Source organism: Treponema ruminis (genome assembly GCF_014201975.1).
Classification (GTDB): domain Bacteria; phylum Spirochaetota; class Spirochaetia; order Treponematales; family Treponemataceae; genus Treponema_D; species Treponema_D ruminis.
The window spans coordinates 16119-38294 of the sequence record NZ_JACHFQ010000007.1; the positions used below are offsets into that span (position 1 = coordinate 16119).

A 22176-nucleotide genomic window follows, 5' to 3' on the forward strand; every position below is an offset into this window, starting at 1 on the left:
ATTTGCAAAAAAAATTCATACAATTTTAAATTCTCTTCTATTATAAAATCTTGTTTGCGATATTTTGCCTAAGATGTTATAATAAGTCACAGACAACAATTGTTTCATTAATTAATAGGAGAAAATATGTACGAGAGTGGAGAAGATTACCTCGAAGCGATATTGAGATTACAGATTGAAAACGGTTTTGTCCGTTCAGTTGATGTTGCAAATAAACTGGGAGTTTCACGTCCAAGCGTAAGCCGGGCAATGGGTCTGCTTGAAAAAGACGGATTTGTTGAATTCGGCATGGGAAACATGCTTAAACTCACTGAAAAGGGCAAGTCCAAGGCCGAAGATATTTACAACCGCCACAAACTGCTCACTGTTTTCCTTCAGAAAATCACCGGCTTGAGCGAAGACCAGTGCGAGGAGAATGCCTGCCGCGTTGAGCATCAGGTTGATGCTGATGTCGTGGCCGGAATTCAAAAATGGGTTGATGAAAACTCATAATGCTTGTAGAATTTAAAAAATAAGGAGTCCATATTATGGAAAAGTTTTTTAAACTTAAGGAGCGTGGAACAAGTGTAAGCCGCGAAATCATCGGTGGTATTACAACATTCCTCGCTATGTCTTACATTCTCGCAGTTAACCCGGGAATTCTTTCAGCTGCAGGATTGCAGTGGGGATCACTCTTTACGGCTACAGCAATTTCAGCCGCAATCGCAACCCTGGTTATGGCATTCTGTGCAAACCTTCCAGTCGCTCTGGCACCTGGATTGGGCTTGAACGCTTTCTTCACTTACACAGTCGTTCTCGGCATGAAGTGTTCACCGGCATTTGCCCTCACAGCTGTTTTGCTTGAAGGTATTCTCTTCATTCTTCTTTCTCTTTTTGGAATCCGTGAAGCAATCATTAAATCAATTCCGGTCAATTTGCGAAAAGCAGTTGCAGTCGGTATCGGTCTTTTCATCACTTTGATTGGTCTTGCAAACGCAGGAATCATCACTGGTGATGCCGGAACACCTCTTGCTTTCGTAAATTTTGACATGAAGCACGCATCTGCAATCGTTGCAATGCTGGGCCTCGTAATCACAGTCATCCTTTATACACTCAAAGTTCCTGGAGCAATCCTTGTCGGCATCATCATCACGACAATCATCGGAATTCCTTTCGGCGTAACTTCTATTCCAAAGGATTTCTCACCGGTTTCAACTCCGGCAACTCCACACCTCTTCATGTTTGAATGGGGCAGCGTACTCACAGTAAAATTCTTCGTCGTATTCTTCACATTCCTTTTCACTGATTTGTTTGATACAATCGGCACTTTGCTTGGCGTTGCAGAACAGGCAAACCTCAAGGACAAAGACGGAAACGTAGTTAACGCAAAGGGCGCCCTTCTTTCTGATGCTATCGGTACAGTCGTTGGTGCTTGTTTGGGAACTTCAACAGTCACAAGCTTCGTAGAAAGTTCTTCTGGTGTTGCAGCAGGTGCACGCACAGGTTTGGCTTCGGTCGTAACAGCCCTGCTTTTCCTGGTAGCCCTCTTCCTCAGCCCACTCTTCGCCTTGATTCCAGCCGCAGCTACAGCTCCAGCCTTGATTTTCGTAGGCTTCCTCATGATGCGCGCTGTAATGGGAATCGATTTCAGAGACATTTCAGAAGGAATCCCGGCTTTCATCACAATCATCGCAATGCCATTCTCTTACTCAATTTCAAAGGGCATCACATTCGGTATCATTTCATACGTTTTGTGCAAAGTCGTTTCAAAAAAAGCAAAGGACATTCCTTGCGTCACATGGATTTTGGCAATCGTATTCTTGTTCGATATCTTTTTTGAGGCAATAAAATAGGACATCCTGTCCTGACGAGAATTTACCGGTCTGTGACCGCTAAATTCTCGCAATCCTCTTGCTTTATGCCGCATCCGTGCGGCAATTTTTTTATTATTTATAATTCTTGTAAATCTTTTTAACTGACTCGGAGTATTCTCCCTGCGACTTGTAAATCACGAGCGTAGGGAGAATTTTTATTTCCGGGCGGGCATTTTTCCGGCCTTCGATTAGAATCATCGTCGCCGCTGAATCTGAATAAGGCTGAACCAGCTGCAAGGTCTTTGGCTCCAGTTTGTATTTTGCAAACATGACAAAGATTTCAGAAAGGCGTTCCGGCCGGTGAATCATGAAAAAGCTTCCGTTTGATTTTAAAAGATAACTTGCAGCCGAAACGACATCTTCCAGATTGCAAAGGATTTCGTGTCGGGCGATATTTTTACTTTCATTGGGATTTTTGCGTACAGCGTTTGCCTTGGCGTAGGGCGGATTACTGGTCACTACATCGGCAGCTTCCGGCGGAAAAAGACTTCGCACATCCTTTATGTCTCCGCAGACGACTTGGATTTTTTCTTCAAGCTGATTTTTTTCAACATTAAGGCTTGCAAGGGCACTGGCTTCCTTTTGGATTTCAAGGGCCGTAAAGTGAGAGGCCTGGGAAGTCCGGCTCATCAGAAGAGGGATTATTCCGTTCCCGCTTCCCAAATCGAAAACCTGAGCCTTATTTTTGACACGCGCAAAATCAGACAGAAGGACGGCATCGATTCCAAAGCAGAAAGCCGACTTGTCCTGCATGATTGTGAGATTGATTTTTGGAAATGTGGCCGTGGAAAGTTCGGCGCAGGGAAGGTCTGGGGGATTAGTCATCGAGCCGGTCGTACTTTTCACTCCAGTCCTTTTTGCTCTTCCAGGAAGAGGACTTTTCCTGCAGCATCTGGGCATCTTCGCGCCCCTGAAAAACCCGCCACTCGTCATATTTTTCAGAAGGCGGCAGGGAATCCTTATTCTTTTCGCGTAAATCTTCTTCACCGTTTGCCATGAGAAAAGTATATTGCAAACAGCGGAAATTGTCATTCAAATCAAATCTCGAGTTTTGAATTAACGTGCAAAGCACAAATCATGCTTCCAGCAAGAACCGCCCCTTAGGAATCCACGGTTGTGCGTATTTGGAAATTGGACTCGCTGCGCTCGCCCGCACAAAGTGGATTCAGGGTCGAACCTTGCTTCCGCATGATTTGTAGTTTACTGGTAAATAGAACTCGAGGTTTGTTCTTTTACAAAATAGCTTCTATCTTATCCAGAATCAGCTGGTCGGCGGGGAGCCAGTTTACGGAGCGAAGCGTTTCGCGTGTGAGCCAGCAGGCGGCTTCGTGTTCCAGGAGTTTTGGTTCGCCGGAGACAATCGTGCATAAAATGCAGTGCATGGTCAGATGGAAAGTGGGGTAGTCGTATTCCACCACGCCGAGAATCTTTTCCGCGTGCACTTCCGTTGCAAGTTCCTCACGGATTTCGCGTTCAATGCACTGCTCGGGAGTTTCGCCGGGCTCAAGCTTTCCGCCGGGGATTTCCCACCAGCCCTTCCAGTCGCCATACCCGCGCTGGGTGGCGAAGACTTCGGTTTGGTGGGTGCGGGGATTGGTGCGGAGGATGATGGCGCCGGAGACTGTTATTTGTTTCATTTTAAATTCCTCAGTTATGTTAATCTGATTCAGATTCTTTTCCAAGTGCATCTGTTCGTGTTTTGAAGTCCAAATATAATTCATCTGGTACAGGATTTTCAAGAGCAAAATGAATTGTAATAGGCTTGTTTCCTTCGGCACTATCAGAAAAAGGAACGACTTTTCCAAGATAAACGAACGGCTGGGTAACGCCTTCGACTTCCTCAAATTTGCGAACAAAAAGATGCAGGTTTATTCCGCGCTTGTAGCTGAAAATAATGTTCTGTCCGACTTCCGAATCCTGAGTTGTACTGTTCGGTGACTGCCACTGAAATACTCCCTGAGAAATGAATTTATCTTTGTAATTGATGGATTCCTTGATGTTTGCATTTTTGTGAAGGTTTACAAAGATAAAATAATCCGGTTTGGCAGAAGTCAAAAGCCCCTGTCCGCGGAAAGAAGAATGAATCTTCTTGTAATTGCAGAGAAGCGCTGTGTCTCGCATTGAATATTCGTAATATGGCTTTAGGAACGGGAAGCCATAATCTGAACTGCCGAAGTCATCCTGGTAGCGCATGAGGTTGTATTGAATCAAATCTTCGAACCAGACTTTTGAGTTCTTATTTTCAAAAAGAGCTGATTTTACTTCGTCTTTGAAAGAGACTGTTTTACCGTCAAATTCCAACAGGCATTTTACGTAACGGTTCAATTCGCTTGAGTCAAAATATTTTCCACTCAAAGTCTCAGCTGCATGAATTATGTTTTCTTTTTTAACAAGTTCAAGATATTTCTGTGCCTGATTTTCAACCTGTTCAAGGGCAACTGAACCGTCCGTGCTGTTTAAAAGACATTCTGCAATTACAAATTCTTCAATTCGCTTTGCTGGCGTATAAAAAGTAAAAAGACGCAAGAGTTGTTTAAAGCTTTCGTTTTCAAGAAGAAGTGAAAGTTCCGGATGCGTTTCCTTTTCCATGTATGCGGAAAATTCAAGATATGTTTTGTAAGTCGGATTGAAAGATGAAAAACGTAGGGGATCAACGCTGCCGTCATGTTTAAGGTAATCAATCAGCATTGGAACTTTACCACCGCAGACGTGCTTAAAATTCAGATATGATTCTTTCATGTACTTCATGGACATAAATCGTTCGCTTTCCAGCTGATGAAGAATCTGCTGCTTTGTAATCTTGTCCATGTGAATGTAAGTTCCATTCGGTAAATCCGCAAAATCGGTTTCAACTTCAACTTTAAGAGAATCCTTGTCAAAGTTCTGTTTTCCGTTCAAGGCAATTGCCATTAGGAATGACTTGTTGTAGTTACCGATAAAATCAAGAACCGTAACAAATTCCTTATCCGCAAGTTTTCGTAAACCTCGTCCCAGCTGCTGAATGAATATAATAGAAGATTCTGTTGGACGTAGCATCAAAATCGTATTTACGGACGGAATATCAATACCTTCGTTAAAGAGGTCAACCGTAAAAATAACTTGCAGTTCATCATCATCGTTTTCAAGACGCTTTGTAAATGCAATGCGCTCATCAATACTCTTGTTGTCTTCGCTTGAAAGGGCAACGGAAGGGATTCCACGTTTACAAAATTCTTCTGCCATGTATTTTGCATGTTTTACTGTCTGGCAGAATCCAAGAACCTTAGCTTTTTGACCGTCGTGTCCGTAAAATTTCATTTTTTTGATAATGTAATCAACACGGTGGCCGACCATCAACATTTTCGCAATGGAGTCAGTGTATTCAGATGTGCCTGGTTCCGCAGTAATTTTTGAATAGTCAATTCCTTCTGCATCGGTAAGTCCAAAGTAATGGAAAGGACAAATCAAATTGTATTCCAGTGCCTGACGCAAGCGGATCTCTACGGCAATGTTATTGTCAAAGAGGGCGTAAATGTCTCCGTTGTCGCTGCGTTCAGGAGTTGCCGTAAGTCCAAGCAAAAAGTCAGGCTTAAAATGAGAAAGTATTTTCTGGTAGCTTTCGCTTGATGCGTGATGGGCTTCGTCAATTACAATGTAGTCAAAAGCGTTTGGTGAAAATTCTTCGTAATGACGGCTCATCGTGTCGCGGGTTGCAAACAGATACGTACAGTCTGTGTCCTTTTGATTTCCCGTATAAAAACCTGAAACATAATTTTTTTCTGTTGCACCGCAGATTGTATCAAAAGATTCCTTTGCTTTTTTAAGAATATCTTCGCGGTGGACAATGAACAGAAGTTTTTTAGGTTTGACCTGTAGCGCATCAAAGACAGACATGTAAGTTTTTCCGCTGCCTGTAGCTGCAATTGCAAGAGCCTTTGTCGCCCCCGTTTTCCTCAGGCGATCAAGTTTTACGATTGCTTCCTGCTGCATTTCATTCGGCTGGATTGCCTGAGAACGCTCGTATGTAAAAAGCTCGTTGATCTTTTTGACCTTAACATCTTTTTTTATTCGTGCGAGATAGTCACGGTATGAAATAAGAAAATCATCCGAGTATTCTTTAGCCCAGGGACTTTTCCAAAGCTGTTCGAATTCATCAAGGACGGATTTTGCAAAGACTCCTGGTTCCTGTGCTTGCTGCGTAGGTTCGTTCTGGAGTACATTCCATTCAACATTCGTCTTGAGTGCCCGCCCGGTTATGTTTGAAGAGCCAATTATTACAGTCCACTGGTCTTTGCCGCTGAATGATTTGTGAAAAAGATACCCCTTTGCATGAAATCCTTCCTTTTCCGTGGGAGGAACATAAACTTTAATCTTGATGTTCGGGAATTCAGAAAGACGTTTTAAGACTTCCGGAGTCGTCATGTTTTGGTAAGTTGTTGTCAGTATTTCACCTGGAATCTTTCGCTCGGAAAGAGCCTGCAAAGTTTCAAGCAGCACCTGAAGCCCACCGTAAGTGATGAAAGCAACGCTTATTTTGAATTCAGAACATTGCTGAAGGTTTTCTACAAGAGTGTTAAAGAAACTTCGAGTTCGTCCGTTGTAAATGAATTGAGTAGATTCCATGCAAAGCCACCTGTAAGTTTATGCAAAAAAGTGCCACAAAAAACGGTCGTTTTTGGTGATGTTTTTTTCTTCTTTATTCATATCGTTACTCATTGAAGTTTTCCTGTTTTTATTTCGTTCTTTAAATAGTCGTATACATAAAGCGGACTTTGAAAGTAAAGCCCTGTTTTTGGATCACAAAGTTTTTGATAGAGCTGGGAATTGTACACAGCTCTTAAAGCCTGCTCAACATCAAAAGAAAAATCCCTTACAAGATACGTGGCAAGGTCTCTCGTGGTACATTCAATCTGATATTCAACGTCATTCATTGCAGAGCCCCTTGTTTACCAGCGTTTGAATTGCTTTTTCTGTACCGAAAAAATACTGAAAGGTAATCCCCTTCATATATTTTAGTCTTTCCAAAAAGGTATCAAAAGTAATGTCACCTTCAACAAAACGGCGGATTTGAGCACCGACTCTATCATTCGCGATTGGACCGGTTACTATATCATAATCGTGAGTAAAATCTTGATTCTCCTGATTGCGGTTTTTAAAGACAAAATCTGCCCATTCCTTTGAGTATTCAGAAAATGACAGAACTTTTAAGTTTCCGTTTTTCAAAAGATTTTCATCAAATTCGAATTTTGTTATATAAGGTTCTGTCACAAACAATCCGGCCTTATACTTTGCCATTTCATAAGCCTGTTCAAAATTGTCAGAAAGATAAAATCCTTTTCCAAAATCTTTATTCGGCTTGGAAAGATTTAAGTCAATTTCTTTTATTTCTACAGTTGAACCATGATACAAAGTCATTACAAATTTCCTCCCCGATTTTTGCAATAGAGTGCTAAATCATCAAGAATTTCTTTATACGGGAGTGTATGCGTAATATTGTAATGCTGGTTTATAAAATCAATTGCATTAAATCTGTCAAGATAATTAAAAGCCTGTGTTGTAGAAAGCGAATGCTTTTTTGCAAAGTCGCTCACAAGAGAAACCGTGTATTCGATTTTATCCTTTTCTGACACACGCTGCATGTTCGCCTCCTAAACACAGTATTGTAACACTTTTTAGCCCAATAGGGTAGCACCAAAAACGACCGTTTAAAGTGCGCTCCAGAAGGGGAAAGCCTTCCCCTCGCTACAGCCGCTAACGCGTCTTTCGCTACCCCTTCTGCGGGGGACACCCCCGCAACGCCCCCGATTCGATTAGCAACTGTTTTCAGTGGAATTGGAGCAATAGAACATGCATTAGAAAGAATGAATCTCAAAAACAAAATAATTTTTGCATGTGATAACGGAGATGTAGATGTTCTTTCAAAAAAAATACCTGAAGACATTAATGAAATCGAAAAAGAACTCTCTGCATTAACAACAGAAATCAACAAAATTGAAGTTCAAAATGACGAAGATGATCTGTATAAAAATGAACTAAACCTAATTCTTGAAAGAACTAACCAAGAAGTAAAGATTTACAAAAAAATGAATCTTGAAAACTCGACAGAAAACAAAATTAATCGACAGATAAAAGATATATGCCAAAGAACTGGAATGTTACATGAAAAAATTAATTCTTTCCGTGTTTTAAAAGAGCTTTCTAAAATTGAATCGTATGAAAAACAAAAAGAATATGTGGATTCTCTTTATAAAAATAGAGAAGACAGTAACAAAGTAAAGAAAACTTATATGGCGAATTACTCTCTTGATAATAAAGATTTTCATTGGAATGTTTCTTTTTTAGATGGAAATCAATACAAGGGAAATGTAGATCTATTTGTTGGGGGAAGTCCATGCCAATCTTTCAGTTTGGTTGGAAAACAACGTGGACTTGCAGATACTCGCGGAACACTTTTTTACGAATATGCCCGTTTAGTAAAAGAAATTCGTCCTAAAATATTTATTTATGAAAATGTAAAAGCATTACTCAGTAATGATGAAGGAAGAACCTGGGAAACTATTTCTAAAGTATTTACTGATTTAGATTACACATGGAAAAAAGCTGTTCTCAATGCAAAAGATTATGGAATCCCGCAAAACAGAGAAAGAGTTTTTGTAGTTGGTTTCAGAAAGGACTTGAAGCTTGAAAAAGAATTTGAATTTCCAAAACCGATCGAACTCAAAAAGAAAATGCAGGATTTTCTAATCGATAACGCTCCAGGCGGTTATTTTCTTCCTGAAAAAGGTGTTGATTTTGTAACTGCTGAGAAAAATCTTACAAAACGATATACGCAAATTGATGGAGAAATCCAGCTGTGTCAAAAAAAGAACCAACAGTTTAATTGGCATGGAGATTTTGTTTTCCAAAGCGAAAAAGAAGCTAAAGAAAAAATAAAAGAAAATCTTGAAAAGTATTTTCTCTCAGAAAAAGTAAGAAAATATGTTCTAGCAACCGGAACTAAAAATTTCTATTCAAAACCCAAAACTGATTTGGAAGTAGCCCGTCCATTGCTTACAACTATGCACAAAATGCATCGTGCTGGAGTTGACAATTATGTAACTACAGACGGTCGATTGAGAAAACTTACCCCAAGAGAATGTTTCAGGCTCATGGGATTCAGTGATTCTTTCAAAATTCCAGTTTCAGATACTTCTGCCTATCAACAAGCAGGAAATTCAATTGTTGTTGATGTCTTGATTCACATAATGGAATCAATTTTGGAAAGCTATCCACAACTCTTGAAAGGAGAAGAATAATGGCTGATCCAATATGCAGGTGGCGTAATGCGACTCCAAAAACAATTTGTGAAATTGTAGAAACACTTCCTAAAGCAGAAATGGCGGCAGAAGACTTTAAAAAAGAAATGGCTAAATCTAAATGGGGAGAGTCTTTTGCAAAAACGGTTTACCAATTTGCATCTCAAACAGCACTGTATTACATCGATGAAAATAATATCTATCATCCACGTTTTTCTTCGAATATTTCTGAAACTGACGCTGAATCTTACCTGCGAAATTGGTTTAAAAATTATTATGTTCCAAACCCATATACAAGAGGTTTTGAAAAATTAGACAAACCCATTTTTATAGTAGCAACTTTAGAGGAAGAACTGAGATGCGATCCGACTTTTAATAATTTTAAGCAATTGTGTGAAAAAATTCTAAAGGATTCTGTTGGCGAACTTGATATTTTCAAAAATGTAATAAATCGATATTCAGGATCATTGAAAATAGAAAATGACAAAATCAACATAATTCCATCAGGAGAAAGAAAAATGGAAGTAAATGTAAATCGAAATGATAAAAAAGCTTTTTTTGAGAATTTTAATAATGAAAAAAATTCATCTTCCTACACCCAAAACTTTTCCCAAATCATCTACTACGGTGTTCCAGGCTCTGGCAAGTCCCACAAAATCAACGAGCAAACAAAATCACTTCCTGATGAGCAGAAAATGCGTGTTGTGTTCCACCCTGAATATACAAACGCGGATTTCGTTGGTCAGATTCTACCTGTTCAGACAAATGGCGGATTGGAATATCCATTTAAGGCTGGTCCTTTTACCCGAATTTTGAAACGTGCTTTGAAGAATCCTGACAAACCTTATTATCTGATAATCGAAGAAATAAACCGCGGAAATGCGGCGGCAATATTCGGCGACTTGTTCCAACTGCTTGACAGAAATTCTGACGGATGGAGTTCATATTCAATAGAAAACTTGGATATAAATGCTTTTATTCGAAGTGAGGATGAACGTTATTCCGATAAAACTCCACCGACAACAAAGAAAGTCGGAAATATTGAATTCAACGAAAACACCTCTCTCCGTCTTCCTCCAAATCTATCTCTCCTCGCTACAATGAACACAAGCGACCAGAATGTATTCACACTCGACAACGCATTTCAGCGACGTTGGGATATGAGGCTTGTTGAAAATCAATTTGATGATAAAGATGAAAATGCAAAAATTCAGCGTACTGCAGAAATTGGTGGAACAAATGTAACATGGGAGCAGTTCCAGACGCACATCAATAAGAGAATCGGTGAAATGTCTTCTTCGATGGGAATGAGCAGCATGGAGGACAAACGGCTTGGCTGTTGGTTTGTAAAGGCCGAAGACGGAAAAATTTCGAAAGAGCAGTTCGCAGAGAAAGTCCTCAAATATCTTTGGGATGATGCATTCAAATTCAGCCGGGAAGAAATATTTGACATAAAGGATAAAACTTCTAGTCTTGAATCAATTGTTTCTGCTTTCAAAAACGGAGATGAAAGTGCTCCGTGTAACTGGACTATCTTTAAGAATACAAGTTTTATATCGCAACTGGATAACGTGCAAGCAGAATCTGATGTAGGTGAGACAGAATAATGCTTGCAAATGAGGCCGAATTAAACACTTCTGAAGTCTCTCTAAAAGATGCATGTGTATACGATGCAAAACTGAATGGAGATGAATTTGTTGGTCTCAAACATAAAAATGGAAAATTTTCTATAAATTTTCCGCTGGGCTACAGAAAGTCGGACGATGAGAAAGAAATCCGCAAGAATATTCTGAATCTGATTTCTGTTCTTTCAACATTCTGCGAGCATGAAGATTCTTTTATACTCGGTTCGTCTTCAAAAAATCAGACCTCTCAGTTTCCGATTCATGCATATATGTTTTTGATTTCTGATTTTATGAACAACGGCTATTACTCAGAAAATGAAGCGGTTTACAGGCATTCTTCTTCTGGAAAAATCAACTGGAGCAGGACAATAAAACAGATTCGCCCGCAGATTGTTCAGGATTCAGCCGTATATCTGGAATTCATAACTAGAAGAACAAATCACAACGAAAATGAACTCATAAGCCAGATTCACAAAACTCTCGTCTACGAAAGCTTTTCAAAAATTGGCTGGATTTTTTCTTCGTTCATGCCGCAGAAAGGAAAACTTGCCTTTAATGCAAATCTTTTTAGGGCTGTCGTAAAATCCAAAATCGCGCATAGTTTTGATGAAAAAAGGCTGATGCTTTTTCACAACATGCTTCTTGTAATTGATTATATGGATTCTTCGAGCGATACAAAAAATTTCTATTTTGGTACAGAGCATTTTGAAGGTGTTTGGGAGCGGCTTGTTGATACTGTGTTCGGAGAGCCTGACAAGGAAAAATTTTATCCAAAATGTCACTGGTTCATTGAGGGGAAAGGACAGGCAAATTTTAGCAATGATGTTTACAAAAAGTATTCACTCCGTCCTGATACAATAATGATTACAGATCGCGGAAAAGAAAATCAAAAGATTTTCATCCTCGATTCAAAATATTACAAATATGGCGTTTCAAAATTTGATTACGATTTACCGGGAACAGGTTCGATTGTAAAGCAGTTTGCATACGCAGAATATGTTGAAAATTCACCTTCTTCACTTCCAGCAGATGTAAAAGATGTTCTCAATACGAATGAAATCTATAATGCTTTCATTCTTCCCGGAGAAATTGAAAGCGGATCAAATCTGCAATATTTTGGATATTCCTATGCTGATTATAAAAATGAAACAGAGAAATCTTATTCAAAAATATATGGATTTACTTTGGATATAAAATCAATTATGTCCAAGCACATTCCAAAAGATAAAAAGCTTATTGAAGAACTTACTAATCTAATTACAAAAAATTCAGCAGGCGTTGCGGGCGGCGTTTGAGCCCGCAGAGAGGGTAGCGGAAATACCCGAACGGAGAGAAAGTGACCAAGCTTGCTTGGGCATTTTCGCGTAGTGAGAGGTATTGGAGCGAGGGGGAGACTTCCCCCTCCTTGTTCCTTTTGCATATTCTTATGCGAACTATCAGCTCTAATTTTGCTCTCCCGCTACACCACGCACACTGCATAAAGCGGAATATTCGTCATCCAGTCCTGCTCTCGATATGGAAGCAGCGAAAAGCGGACGGAGTGTTTGGGCTTGAATTTTTCGTGGAAGGCTTTGAGGCTTTGGGAGTGGACGTTTGTTTCTGCCTTTACTTCAATTGGGACGATTGAGTTTTCTTTTTGTATGAGGAAGTCCTGTTCAAAAGTTGATTTTTCTGTGCCGTAATAAAACGGAGTGTACTGAGTTGTGCCTATGAGTTCCTGAAGGACAAACTGTTCTGTAAGCGCACCCTTGAATTCAACAAATAGCGAATTGCCTTCAAGAATCGTGCGGGCATCAAGTTCTGCCATTGCACACAAAAGTCCTACGTCAAGAACAAAAAGCTTGTATGCAGAAAAATCCCTGTATGACGAAAGCGGAATGTGAGGTTCATTTACACGGCTTACTTTATGGACAAGTCCGCTGTCTAAAAGCCACTGAATCGCAAGTTCAAATTCGCTGCTTCGTGCTCCTTTTTTTATGTTTCCAAAAAAGAATTTTTTATTTTCTTTTGCAAGCTGCATGGGAATGGAATCCCAAACCATGTTTATTCTTGGAAGTTCACGTGGTTCTGCGTGCTTTCCAAAATCTCCGCGGTACTGCGCTATGATGTTTTTTTGAATCGAACGTACTTCAGTATAATCAGTGTGAAGTGCAAAGTTTTTTACAGCTTCAGGCATTCCGCCGACATAATAATAATTCTTTAAGTGATAGATGTATTTTTGTGCAAAGCCGTCAATAAGCGAAAAGTCTTTTGTCAAAAGAGCGTCTGCAAGCGGCTTTTCATTCATTGCATAAAGATATTCGCGGAAGCTAAGGGGATGAAGATTGAGCAGTTCAACCTTGCCCACAGGATATGACACTCCCTGATGAAGTGCAACGCCAAGCAAAGAACCAGCCGCCGTTATATGATATTCGCTGGCATCTTCGCAAAAATATTTTAGCGACTCAAACGCCTTTGGTGCATTCTGAATTTCGTCAAAAATAATCAAGGTATCTTCCGGAGTAATTGGAAAGCCGACTTCAATATTCAGGTATGAAAGAATCCGCTTTATGTCGTAATCAGATTCAAAGACCTGCTTCATTGCATTGTTGTTGTAAAAAGAAATGTAAGCAACTTTCTTGTAAAAACGCCTGCCGAATTCCTGCATGAGCCATGTTTTTCCAACCTGACGGGCACCCATCACGACAAGAGGCTTTCTGTCAGCTTTTTCCTTCCAGTTTTTAAGTTCATCAATTGCAAATCGTTCCACAATATTAGATTAACACTTTTTCTGGCCCGAAACAAGTAAAAATACACATTTTTTCGTGGCTTAAACTACTCAAATTTAACATTTTTTCGGGGCTTGTTATTACCCTTACCCATTTGCCGCTTCTGCGCTATACTTTCTTTATGGACACCCTCTCTCCTGCCAGCCGTCATTTGAACATGTCTCGCATCCGTTCCAGGGACACTTCGCCTGAAAGGACTATTCGTCGGGCTCTTTTTAAGGCGGGGTTTCGGTATCGGATTTGTGACAAGCGGTATCCGGGTAAGCCTGACCTTATTTTTCCGCGCTATTATGCGGTGATTTTTATTAACGGCTGCTTCTGGCACGCGCATGAGGGGTGTCAGTATTTTCGTTTTCCTAAGTCGAATCAGGCTTTCTGGCAGAAAAAGTTTTCGCGGAACAGGGAACGCGATGCTGAAAACCTCAAATACTATCAGGATCAGTGCTGGCGGGTCTGTTTTGTCTGGGAGTGCGCCATCCGTGGGAAAAACTCGCGCAGGAAAATCGATGAGGTCACGGAGCAGATCAGCAGATGGCTTGAAGAGGCGGGCGAGCCTTTTCTTGAAATCAGGGGATAGGGGCGAGCAGGTCTTTGAGGCGTTTTGCGTTTTTGGCGCCGCTTCCGTCGGGGTGGTTGTTGAAAAAGACCTGCGTTTTCTTTCCTTCGCTCATTGCTTTTGAAATGACCGGGACGAAGCTTTCTAATTCTGAATCGGAATAATCATAACAATATCTTGCGCTGCCGTTCTGTCGCTCTGAACTTGCATACCAGGCTCCGGCGTTTCTTCCGTGCAGGCGGATGTAGGCGTTTGGGCCGATGAAGGGGGATTTTACTGTCTTGCCGTCGGGAAGGTTCCTTAGCTGGGGCATATCGCAGTAGACTAATCCGGCGCCGCGTTTTTCCAGCCCCTCAAAGACTGATTCCCGAATCCATCCTGCGTGGCGGAATTCTATCAGGACCGGAAATGCTTCAAAATCTTCTATTAAATTTGCAAGATAGATTCGATTGTCTGGCGTGTAGTGGAAGTTTTGCGGGAACTGAAAAAGGACTGCGCTCAGGCTGGCTTTTTCCAAAAGAGGGGTGAGGGCCTGCTTGAAGTCGTCCGCGGTCTTTTGCCATTCTGATGTGACTTCATGGGTGAGAAGCCGGTTTGCCTTTACACTGAACTGCAATCGGCCTTCGCTCCGCTCGTAAAATGAAAGAAGCCTCTCAGCGGTGGGCATGTTGTAAAAAGTGTTGTTGAGCTCCAGGGCGTTGAACTGAGTAGCATAATAGGAAAGAAAATCTGCGCGCTTTACTTCTGGCGGATAAAAAACGCCTTTCCACTCCGGGTAGTCGTAGCCACTGGTGCCGATGAGGATGCTGGACTTGGGATTTGTGTGGCTCTTGGGGGCGTTGGGGCTGGCCGGACTTTCTTCTACCAAATCTTCCCCCTCATTTTTTTAATTTCGCTGCGGATTTTCTTGAGCTTTAGTTTTCGTTCCTTGCTGGCACGGGTCGGCTTGGTTTTGATTCGTTTTTTGGGGACAACAAGTGCCTGGACGATTCTGCTTTCGAGACGGGAAAGTGCGATTTCGCGGTTGCGTTCCTGATAGCGTTCGTCGTCGACATCGAGAAAAAGGCAGTCTTCCTTATTGATGATGCCGGAAAGTTTTGCGCGCAGGCGGACAATTTCTGCATCAGTGAGGCCTGCGAGGGAAGTGATGGCAATGGCAAGATGGACTTTCGTGTTCACCTTGTTTACGTTCTGACCGCCGTTTCCACCGCTCCGGGCAAAAGTGACTTGAGAATTATTGATGATTGATTCGTGAAGTTGCGTTCTGTTCATTTTGCGATTTGAAATTCAATTTAGCAAAAAAAGTTGGCTTTGTCATTAAGTTTCTAGTTTAAAGAATTTCTTTGGACATGTGATATAATGGTGGGCATGGGAAAAATCAAAATTATCAAAGGTGACATAACAAAACTTAGCTGCGATGCAATCGTAAATGCCGCAAATTCTTCTCTTCTCGGAGGCAGTGGTGTTGACGGTGCAATTCATTACGCTGCCGGCCCGGAACTTCTCGCTGAATGCCGTATTCTCGGCGGCTGCAAAACCGGTCAGGCGAAAATCACAAAAGGCTACAATCTTCCGTCCCGATTCGTGATTCACACCGTCGGCCCGATTTATTACGAGCACAGCCCGGCAGAGGCAGAGTCGCTGCTAACGTCCTGCTACAAAAATTCCTTGAACCTCGCAAAAGAAAAAGGCCTTAAGACAATCGCCTTTCCGCTGATTTCAGCCGGAGTTTACGGCTATCCGCAGAGGGAAGCGATTAAGGTCGCGGTGGAGACGATGAAAGTACACCAGGGGGAGTTTGATGAGATTACGCTGATTCTCTTTGGAGCACGGGAATTTGGAATGGCGCAAGAGGATTATGGGGAGTATGTAGGGGGGGCAGGGGCTTGAACCTACGGCCTCCGGGTTATGAGAAGGTCAAAAGAGTCTTCGCTAGTATCACACCCCTTCAGAATGTTGCATTTTTCGCATTATACACCAACTCTTTCCAAAAAAAACAACACAGATTGCAACAGTAAATTTCAGTTAAAAATTGCGTTTTGTTTAAAGTTTTTGGTTAGAATTTCGACCTTCAGAGTTTTAACCCGTAGGCCGAAATTTACGCTATTTTTACAGTTTTAGATGAGGCCTTAGGGCTGTTGTCCCGAAGATTTTTATACTGTAACGATTTTTTCTCGATTTGATAAATATTCAGAACTTTTACCTTCCTTACTCTCAATAAGAAATCCATCCTTCACTAAAACATCGAGGATTTCTTTTCTAAAATATGTAGATGCTTTTATTCCAAGATAGTCTGCTATTTCTTTTGCTGTATGGGCTTTTGCAAAACAGAATGATAAAATTGCCTTGTCATTTTTTCCTGTAACAATGCCATTTACATTAATATTTGGAATTGAGTTTTCATCAATAACGCCATTTGAATATGTAAGGTTTGGTAATGTTAGTGTAAATGAATTGCCATTTGAAGAAATAAACGGCTTGAAAGATTCTCCCTTACCTGCATAATCCTGTTCAATTTTATCGAAGCCAGAGCCTTTTGATTCCATATAGCGAAGATATTCCAAAATATTGCAGATAACTTCATTTCGTCGGCGAGGAATGATGGATGAAATATTTTTTTCTTTTTGCAAAGCTACAACGCCCAGCAATGCTCCTGGGGAAGTGATTTCAAGTCGATCCTTAAACATATTTATTTCAATCTGACTTCCCTGGATGAAGTAATTTCTGTGAGCTATAGCATTAACGATACCTTCTGTAATAGAACGTGCCGGGTATGAAAAATAATCAATACGGCTTTCATCAACTTTCTTAAATCCTGTTACAGAATGACTCTGAATGAAGTGAGTTGCAAACTTAATTGAATCAATTAGATTTCCTTCAAATTCTTCAGAAGCCAAGACTATAGAACTTCCTTTGGTTATTTCTGGCCAAACTGTACATACAATTTTCGTTCTTTCATTTTTGTAATTATCAGAAAAAAGCTGTGCTCCTTTAGAAAGTTTTTTGTCTGAATTAATAAAGCCTGCGGAAATTAAAGCTTTTTCTGTAAGTTCTGACTCATTTCTTTCTTTGTACAAATCAAAAATCTGTTTGAAATTGTTTTTATCAAAGATTTCTTCTGTAAATGGCTGGTCGAAAGGATTGTTATCACTTAAGAGAATTAATTCTCGAATCTGTTCTGGAGTAGCCAGCAGGGAACTTCCGTAACTTCGAATATAGATTCCGAGGAGATTTTCTTCATGCAAAGTGACAGGCAGTATTGTATTTTTCTCTACAGAAATTTTTAAAATATATCTTGTAGATTTTTCCGCTTCTTTAATTGGGATGGTATCTATTGAATATGAAATAGATGGTTCAATTCTCTGTTTAATCTGGCGGTTTATCATCAAAATTGTTTTATCAGCTGCATCATGATCCAAAGAAATTATTTTATGAGTATTGTTATCGACTCCGATATACAAAGTGCCGCCAAATGTATTTGCAAAAGCCGCAATTGTTTTTAGCCAGCCAATCTCTTTTGACTTTCCAGAATCTTCGGATTTTCCTTCTTCAATGATTCTTTTAAACTCATTTTGAGTATCTTCAATGTTTATTCCGGGAATTAATTCTTCAATCAGCATAAGCACCTCTTAATTCCACTTTACTATAAATGAAGTTTTTAGTGAAGTAGAGTGAAGTATTACTTCATTTCACTTCACTATCTTTTTCGCATATTGTGAAGTAATTTTTTTAAACTAACAGTTTACTATTCTTTTTGTGAAATCTTATTATAATGAACTTATGGAGTATTCCTATTCACTTAAACCAACAAAACGGACAGTTGTTGATATTCCAGCAACTTCGAGACTCTTAAAAGAACTGCGTAATAAAAACGGCTATAGCGTAAAGCAGCTGCAGGAAATATTCGGATTTGAGACACCTGTAGCAATTTATGCTTGGGAAAATGAGAAGTGTAAGAATATTCCGTGCATCGAAAACTTTGATCTCCTATCTAAACTTTATAAATGTCATGTTGAAGAACTGTATGTTCTGAAGCAAGTTGATTTTTCAGGTTTGGAAGTTCATGAAGATATTCCTGAGTATAAAACATATAGGAGTCTTGTTAATCATCTGCTTGAAGGTTTGGCTGATATTGAGGAAGGTAAGATTCAGGATTTTCATGAAGCGATGAAAGAGATTCGTGAAGAGCTTGAAATTTAAACTACAACTTTAATGACAAATGAAAATTTATTTGTTAAAGTGAAAATACAAAACACAAATTAAAGTCGCTGGCCCTAAGAAGCCGAGCGCCGTGTCTCAATGGTTTTGCAAACCGGAGACAAAAACCCGATACGCCGTTGGCGTAAAAATTATCTTTTATAAAAGGAGTGCGTAATGAGCACAGACACATTTGACATTACAAAATTATCTCGTGCAATGATTCTACGCACACTTTGGAATTACAAAATGCCTGGGCAGGCAATAAAAGATAATGGAGTTTTTGTTAATGGAGAAAAATCATATGAGGACCGTAACTATTCAAAGGCCGGTTGTTGATCTGAAAGCAACCGGTGTACAAATTAAATCACTCAGAATCAAAAGTGGATACACTGTTCACGATATTCAGGCCGTATTCGGTTTTGAATATCCGCAGGCTGTGTATGCATGGGAATGCGGAAAATCTATTCCTACAATCGACAACTTGCTTGTGCTTGCCCACTTGTTTGACGTTTCAGTCGAAGAGATTGTAATCCAGCGCATGATTGAAATTGAAGTTTCGTGCGTTTCAAACAAGATTGAGAAGCTATGCAACAAGAATTGTAACGATTGCAAATTGCGGCTGAGTGCCTAATCTTTTCTGTCTGTAAGCCATCTTTTTAAATTAATGGTTTACAGACAGACTGAAAATCCAATCATACAATTAAAACATCGCTACCAAATAAAAAAGGGTTCCGTTACGCCCTTATTGTAATCAAAGGAAAATATCATGAGAAAATTAGCAAGTGTCCAGACTATCTGGGACGTACAGTCGATAGAAGGGGCCGACAGGATAGAAGTCGTTTCCGTTTTGGGATGGAAATGTGTTACCAAAAAGGGCGTATTTAAGAAATACGATTTATGCGTTTATTTTGAAGTAGATGCATTTTTGCCAGTGAAGCCTGAGTTTGAGTTTTTGCGAGACGGATGTTACAGATGCAATGAATTGAACGGCGAAGGCTTTTTGATGAAGACGAGAAACTTCCGAGGACAGGTTTCACAGGGTCTTGTTTTGCCACTTTCAATTCTGGATGGAATCGAACCGCTCGATGGCCATGCCTGGAAGACTGGTGATATTGTAAGCGAACAACTTGGTGTAAAGAAGTGGGAAGTTGCAGAAATTGCCACTGGTAGCGGACGAGTTATCGGGGATTTTCCACACGGTATTCCAAAGACTGACGAAATCCGAGTTCAGGCAGAACCTGGATTGATTGACGAGTTCAAGGGCGTTCCATATTACATCTCAACCAAGATGGATGGAACCAGCGTGACTATGTATCTGATTGACGGTGACTTTGGAGTCTGCTCAAGGAATTACGAAATTGCTGATGATGAGACTAGCCCGGCATGGAAGTTTGTTCATAAGCACAATGTGATTGAGAAAATCAAAAAGGGAGCTGAGGCTATTGGATTGAAAAATGTAGCGGTTCAGGGTGAGTTCTGTGGAGAAGGCATCCAGAAAAATCCGCTTAAGCTTGTAACTGCCGAATGGTACGTTTTCACTTTGCGTGATATGGATCAGGGAAAAAGACTTGGTCTGAAAACCATGCAGGCCTTTTGTGACGTTGCCGGTTTGAACATGGTTCCTGTTGAGGAAACAGGAGACAATCTTCCTTACAAAACTGTAGATGAGTTCATCGAAAGGGCAAAAGGAAAGTATGCCAGCGGTAATCACAAGGAAGGAATTGTCATCAGGCCAATCGAACCTGTTTACAGCAAAATCCTTGAAGGTCCGCTTTCTATGAAGGTGATTAACAACGATTACCTTTTGAAGCAGAAGTAACAAAAAATACCTGTATGAGTAATTCATACAGGTAAAAAATTTAATTATAGGAAAAATATATGAGTGTTGATATTATAGCTCCCATCATAGCTGAAAAATTAAACGACAAAGAAGAAAAATATTCATACGTTGGCCATTTTAATGCAAATTTCCTTCACAATCACTTAGATATAGCTTTCGATTGGCAAGATGAAGCTTCAGAAGAACTCACAGAAGCATTTTGGAGTTTTCAAGAAGAAAAGTATCAAATTTTGGGTTTATTCGTACTAACCACAAAAAAACTCCAGGATTATATTGATGATATTGAAGCAGATATCACCCAAATCAAATTTGATCGAGAAAATGATTATTATATTGTCCATACATCGAAATCAAGGAATGCTGTAGAAAGAGCAATGAAACGAATTGCCTGGACGAAAGGTGCTATTGAATCTCGAAGAAAAGATATTGCTGAAGTGAATTATTATAAGGTTGGATTAGAATTTGTATCTGTATTACTAGCAAATTATGATTATGATTTTTCTGAAAAGTGTTCCAAACGAACCCAAGAAATACATTGTCTTTTAGAGTATCGATAATTTATCTGGAGTTTTAATATGAAAATCTACATGACAAGCGACCTGCATGTTGATCATTACATAAATCATCGTGTGAGTCTAGAAAACTACATAAACAATGCTCTCAAACCAGCGGATGTGCTTTGTGTCGCAGGGGACACTTGTGATGATCCGAATCTGTTTGTTGAATTTTACAAGATGGTTTCACCACGTTACAAAAAGATTTTTGTTGTTTTTGGAAATCATGATTTGACAGTTGGGAACTTGTCCTATTTTCGAAATAATCCGTTTACAGAAACTCAGCCAAAACTAGATTTTCTGAAGGCAGAAGTTTCGAAGCTGGGTAATGTTTCCATTCTCGATGGTACAGTTGAAGAGTTTGAAGGCGTAAAGTTTGGCGGCACAATGGCGTTTAATGATTTTTGCTGGGCTTATAAAATTGATCCAGAGCCGGAAGGAAACATGGCAAAATTTCTTTGCCACTGGAGAGACTGGTTTGATTACCGCCACTGGGAATACATGGGAAATGTTCACAAAGACATTCTTGATTCTCAAATGAAAAAACTGGATTATGTGATTTCCCAAAAGCCTGATATCATAATGACTCATTACATTCCGCTCTTTTTTGGAGTTGAGGAGATTTATAAAAATGATATCTACACGACTTTTTTCTATTTTGATGGACAGAAATATCTGGACCAGCTGAAAGATAATTGTATCTGGCTAGCTGGTCATACTCACTCTGTCCGAACTAAGGATCTAGTAGAAGGTGATGGAAGGACAATTCATCTGAAGCTAAATCCGGTTGGTTATCCCGATGAGGATTCTGGAAATGCAGAAAGGATGGATGAGTTTTTGTTGGAGAAATAGTATGAAACAGATAACAAAAGAGGATTTTCTGCAGGGATATTCACCTGATAATATTTTTGTTACAAGCGATTTGCACCTGTATCATACAAATATAATCAAGTATTGCAATCGTCAATTTGATTATTCCCCGGAAGGCTGTTCTCAAATGAATGAGTTTATACTTAAAAAATTTGATTCACTTCCGGAGGATTGTCTGATTTGGAATTTAGGTGATGTATATTTGAATCTAAGACTTGAGGAATCCCGAATTATGAATGACATAATGAGAATGAAGAAAAATCGAAAGATGAATTTAATTCTTGGAAATCATGATCTCAGAGCAAAAAAGAAACCATTTTCAAATTATATAGAGTATTTCGAGCATCTTGGTTTTGATAAAGTTTATAAAGGACCTTTTCAGTTTGAAAATATTGTGCTTTCGCATGAACCTGTATTTATCGATTCTATAAGTTCACTTGTAAACATTCATGGCCATACTCATGATACTATGGTGACTGAAGATTATTTTACTGGAGAATACAACACGAGTTATCCAAAGCAGAAAGTGGATCCAGCAAAGTATATCAATGTTTGTATGGATGCTAATAATTGTCGCATTATGAGCTTAAAAGAAATACTGAGTAAAATTGAGAATTCCTAAAGAAATGACTACAA

The 22176-nt window shown here is 39.8% G+C and carries 24 protein-coding genes; 13 read left to right on the plus strand and 11 right to left on the minus strand.

What is annotated here, in order from left to right:
* The first annotated feature begins 126 nt into the window (after positions 1-126).
* Positions 127-492 (plus strand): metal-dependent transcriptional regulator, encoded by a 366-nt coding sequence (locus tag HNP76_RS11035; protein ID WP_184660472.1) that lies wholly within the window; start codon positions 127-129, stop codon positions 490-492.
* 35 nt (positions 493-527) lie between these two features.
* Complete coding sequence (locus HNP76_RS11040) at positions 528-1832, plus strand: NCS2 family permease (RefSeq protein ID WP_184660474.1); 1305 nt, start codon at positions 528-530, stop codon at positions 1830-1832.
* 93 nt (positions 1833-1925) lie between these two features.
* On the opposite strand, the gene HNP76_RS11045 is transcribed toward HNP76_RS11040, so the two are convergent.
* The 7 genes from HNP76_RS11045 to HNP76_RS11075 all read right to left on the minus strand — a co-directional run bounded on the left by HNP76_RS11045 (position 1926) and on the right by HNP76_RS11075 (position 7471).
* Positions 1926-2678: a tRNA1(Val) (adenine(37)-N6)-methyltransferase gene (locus HNP76_RS11045; RefSeq protein WP_184660476.1), complete on the minus strand. Its 753-nt coding sequence runs from the start codon at positions 2676-2678 to the stop codon at positions 1926-1928.
* On the minus strand, positions 2671-2850 hold the full coding sequence (locus HNP76_RS11050; protein WP_184660478.1) for a hypothetical protein: 180 nt from the start codon (positions 2848-2850) through the stop codon (positions 2671-2673). The genes HNP76_RS11045 and HNP76_RS11050 overlap by 8 nt, the downstream gene beginning before the upstream one ends.
* 235 nt (positions 2851-3085) lie before the next feature.
* Positions 3086-3574: a (deoxy)nucleoside triphosphate pyrophosphohydrolase gene (locus tag HNP76_RS11055; protein WP_246462682.1), complete on the minus strand. Its 489-nt coding sequence runs from the start codon at positions 3572-3574 to the stop codon at positions 3086-3088.
* Entirely contained in the window at positions 3510-6455 is a 2946-nt protein-coding gene (locus HNP76_RS11060) for a DUF3427 domain-containing protein (RefSeq protein ID WP_184660480.1), read from the minus strand. The genes HNP76_RS11055 and HNP76_RS11060 overlap by 65 nt, the downstream gene beginning before the upstream one ends.
* An 89-nt stretch (positions 6456-6544) precedes the next feature.
* Complete coding sequence (locus tag HNP76_RS11065; protein WP_184660482.1) at positions 6545-6763, minus strand: hypothetical protein; 219 nt, start codon at positions 6761-6763, stop codon at positions 6545-6547.
* Positions 6756-7247 (minus strand): DUF3990 domain-containing protein, encoded by a 492-nt coding sequence (locus tag HNP76_RS11070; protein ID WP_184660484.1) that lies wholly within the window; start codon positions 7245-7247, stop codon positions 6756-6758. The genes HNP76_RS11065 and HNP76_RS11070 overlap by 8 nt, the downstream gene beginning before the upstream one ends.
* The gene (locus tag HNP76_RS11075) at positions 7247-7471 is read right to left on the minus strand and encodes a DUF3791 domain-containing protein (RefSeq protein ID WP_184660486.1); all 225 of its coding nucleotides are present in this window, start codon (positions 7469-7471) and stop codon (positions 7247-7249) included. The genes HNP76_RS11070 and HNP76_RS11075 overlap by 1 nt, the downstream gene beginning before the upstream one ends.
* 222 nt (positions 7472-7693) lie before the next feature.
* Between HNP76_RS11075 and HNP76_RS11080 the strand changes: the two genes are divergently transcribed.
* The 3 genes from HNP76_RS11080 to HNP76_RS11090 all read left to right on the plus strand — a co-directional run bounded on the left by HNP76_RS11080 (position 7694) and on the right by HNP76_RS11090 (position 12047).
* A complete protein-coding gene (locus HNP76_RS11080) occupies positions 7694-9127 on the plus strand; it encodes a DNA cytosine methyltransferase (RefSeq protein ID WP_184660903.1) in 1434 nt (477 codons plus the stop codon).
* 518 nt (positions 9128-9645) lie between these two features.
* Complete coding sequence (locus HNP76_RS11085; protein WP_184660488.1) at positions 9646-10734, plus strand: AAA family ATPase; 1089 nt, start codon at positions 9646-9648, stop codon at positions 10732-10734.
* A complete protein-coding gene (locus HNP76_RS11090; RefSeq protein WP_184660489.1) occupies positions 10734-12047 on the plus strand; it encodes an LlaJI family restriction endonuclease in 1314 nt (437 codons plus the stop codon). Before HNP76_RS11085 ends, HNP76_RS11090 begins: the two co-directional genes overlap by 1 nt.
* Before the next feature lie 164 nt (positions 12048-12211).
* Here the strand turns inward: HNP76_RS11090 and HNP76_RS14465 are convergent, their stop codons facing one another.
* Positions 12212-13501 carry an ATP-binding protein gene (locus tag HNP76_RS14465; protein WP_184660491.1) on the minus strand — a complete coding sequence of 430 codons (1290 nt, stop codon included), beginning with the start codon at positions 13499-13501 and terminating at the stop codon, positions 12212-12214.
* 140 nt (positions 13502-13641) lie between these two features.
* On the opposite strand from HNP76_RS14465, the gene HNP76_RS11100 reads away from it, so the two are divergent.
* Positions 13642-14097 carry a very short patch repair endonuclease gene (locus HNP76_RS11100; RefSeq protein WP_184660493.1) on the plus strand — a complete coding sequence of 152 codons (456 nt, stop codon included), beginning with the start codon at positions 13642-13644 and terminating at the stop codon, positions 14095-14097.
* Here HNP76_RS11100 and HNP76_RS11105 read toward each other — a convergent pair.
* The gene (locus HNP76_RS11105; protein ID WP_184660495.1) at positions 14087-14944 is read right to left on the minus strand and encodes a DUF72 domain-containing protein; all 858 of its coding nucleotides are present in this window, start codon (positions 14942-14944) and stop codon (positions 14087-14089) included. The two genes, HNP76_RS11100 and HNP76_RS11105, sit on opposite strands and share 11 nt — an antisense overlap.
* Positions 14938-15348 (minus strand): alternative ribosome rescue aminoacyl-tRNA hydrolase ArfB, encoded by a 411-nt coding sequence (gene arfB / locus HNP76_RS11110; RefSeq protein WP_184660497.1) that lies wholly within the window; start codon positions 15346-15348, stop codon positions 14938-14940. The genes HNP76_RS11105 and arfB overlap by 7 nt, the downstream gene beginning before the upstream one ends.
* 96 nt (positions 15349-15444) lie before the next feature.
* Between arfB and HNP76_RS11115 the strand changes: the two genes are divergently transcribed.
* On the plus strand, positions 15445-15966 hold the full coding sequence (locus HNP76_RS11115; protein WP_184660499.1) for an O-acetyl-ADP-ribose deacetylase: 522 nt from the start codon (positions 15445-15447) through the stop codon (positions 15964-15966).
* A gap of 263 nt (positions 15967-16229) precedes the next feature.
* On the opposite strand, the gene HNP76_RS11120 is transcribed toward HNP76_RS11115, so the two are convergent.
* The gene (locus tag HNP76_RS11120; protein ID WP_184660501.1) at positions 16230-17696 is read right to left on the minus strand and encodes an ATP-binding protein; all 1467 of its coding nucleotides are present in this window, start codon (positions 17694-17696) and stop codon (positions 16230-16232) included.
* 160 nt (positions 17697-17856) lie between these two features.
* On the opposite strand from HNP76_RS11120, the gene HNP76_RS11125 reads away from it, so the two are divergent.
* From HNP76_RS11125 to HNP76_RS11150, 6 genes are all read left to right on the plus strand, one after another.
* Positions 17857-18276 carry a helix-turn-helix domain-containing protein gene (locus HNP76_RS11125; RefSeq protein WP_184660503.1) on the plus strand — a complete coding sequence of 140 codons (420 nt, stop codon included), beginning with the start codon at positions 17857-17859 and terminating at the stop codon, positions 18274-18276.
* Between the two features lie 286 nt (positions 18277-18562).
* Positions 18563-18907 carry a helix-turn-helix domain-containing protein gene (locus HNP76_RS11130; protein WP_246462683.1) on the plus strand — a complete coding sequence of 115 codons (345 nt, stop codon included), beginning with the start codon at positions 18563-18565 and terminating at the stop codon, positions 18905-18907.
* Positions 18908-19042: 135 nt separating this feature from the next.
* Positions 19043-20095 carry an RNA ligase family protein gene (locus HNP76_RS11135; protein WP_184660505.1) on the plus strand — a complete coding sequence of 351 codons (1053 nt, stop codon included), beginning with the start codon at positions 19043-19045 and terminating at the stop codon, positions 20093-20095.
* 59 nt (positions 20096-20154) lie between these two features.
* A complete protein-coding gene (locus HNP76_RS11140; RefSeq protein ID WP_184660507.1) occupies positions 20155-20673 on the plus strand; it encodes a hypothetical protein in 519 nt (172 codons plus the stop codon).
* A gap of 18 nt (positions 20674-20691) precedes the next feature.
* Positions 20692-21522, plus strand: a complete 831-nt coding sequence (locus HNP76_RS11145; RefSeq protein ID WP_184660509.1) for a metallophosphoesterase family protein — start codon at positions 20692-20694, stop codon at positions 21520-21522.
* Position 21523: 1 nt separating this feature from the next.
* Positions 21524-22162, plus strand: coding sequence for a metallophosphoesterase (locus tag HNP76_RS11150; RefSeq protein WP_184660511.1), 639 nt, complete (start codon positions 21524-21526; stop codon positions 22160-22162).
* The last annotated feature ends 14 nt before the right edge of the window (positions 22163-22176 follow it).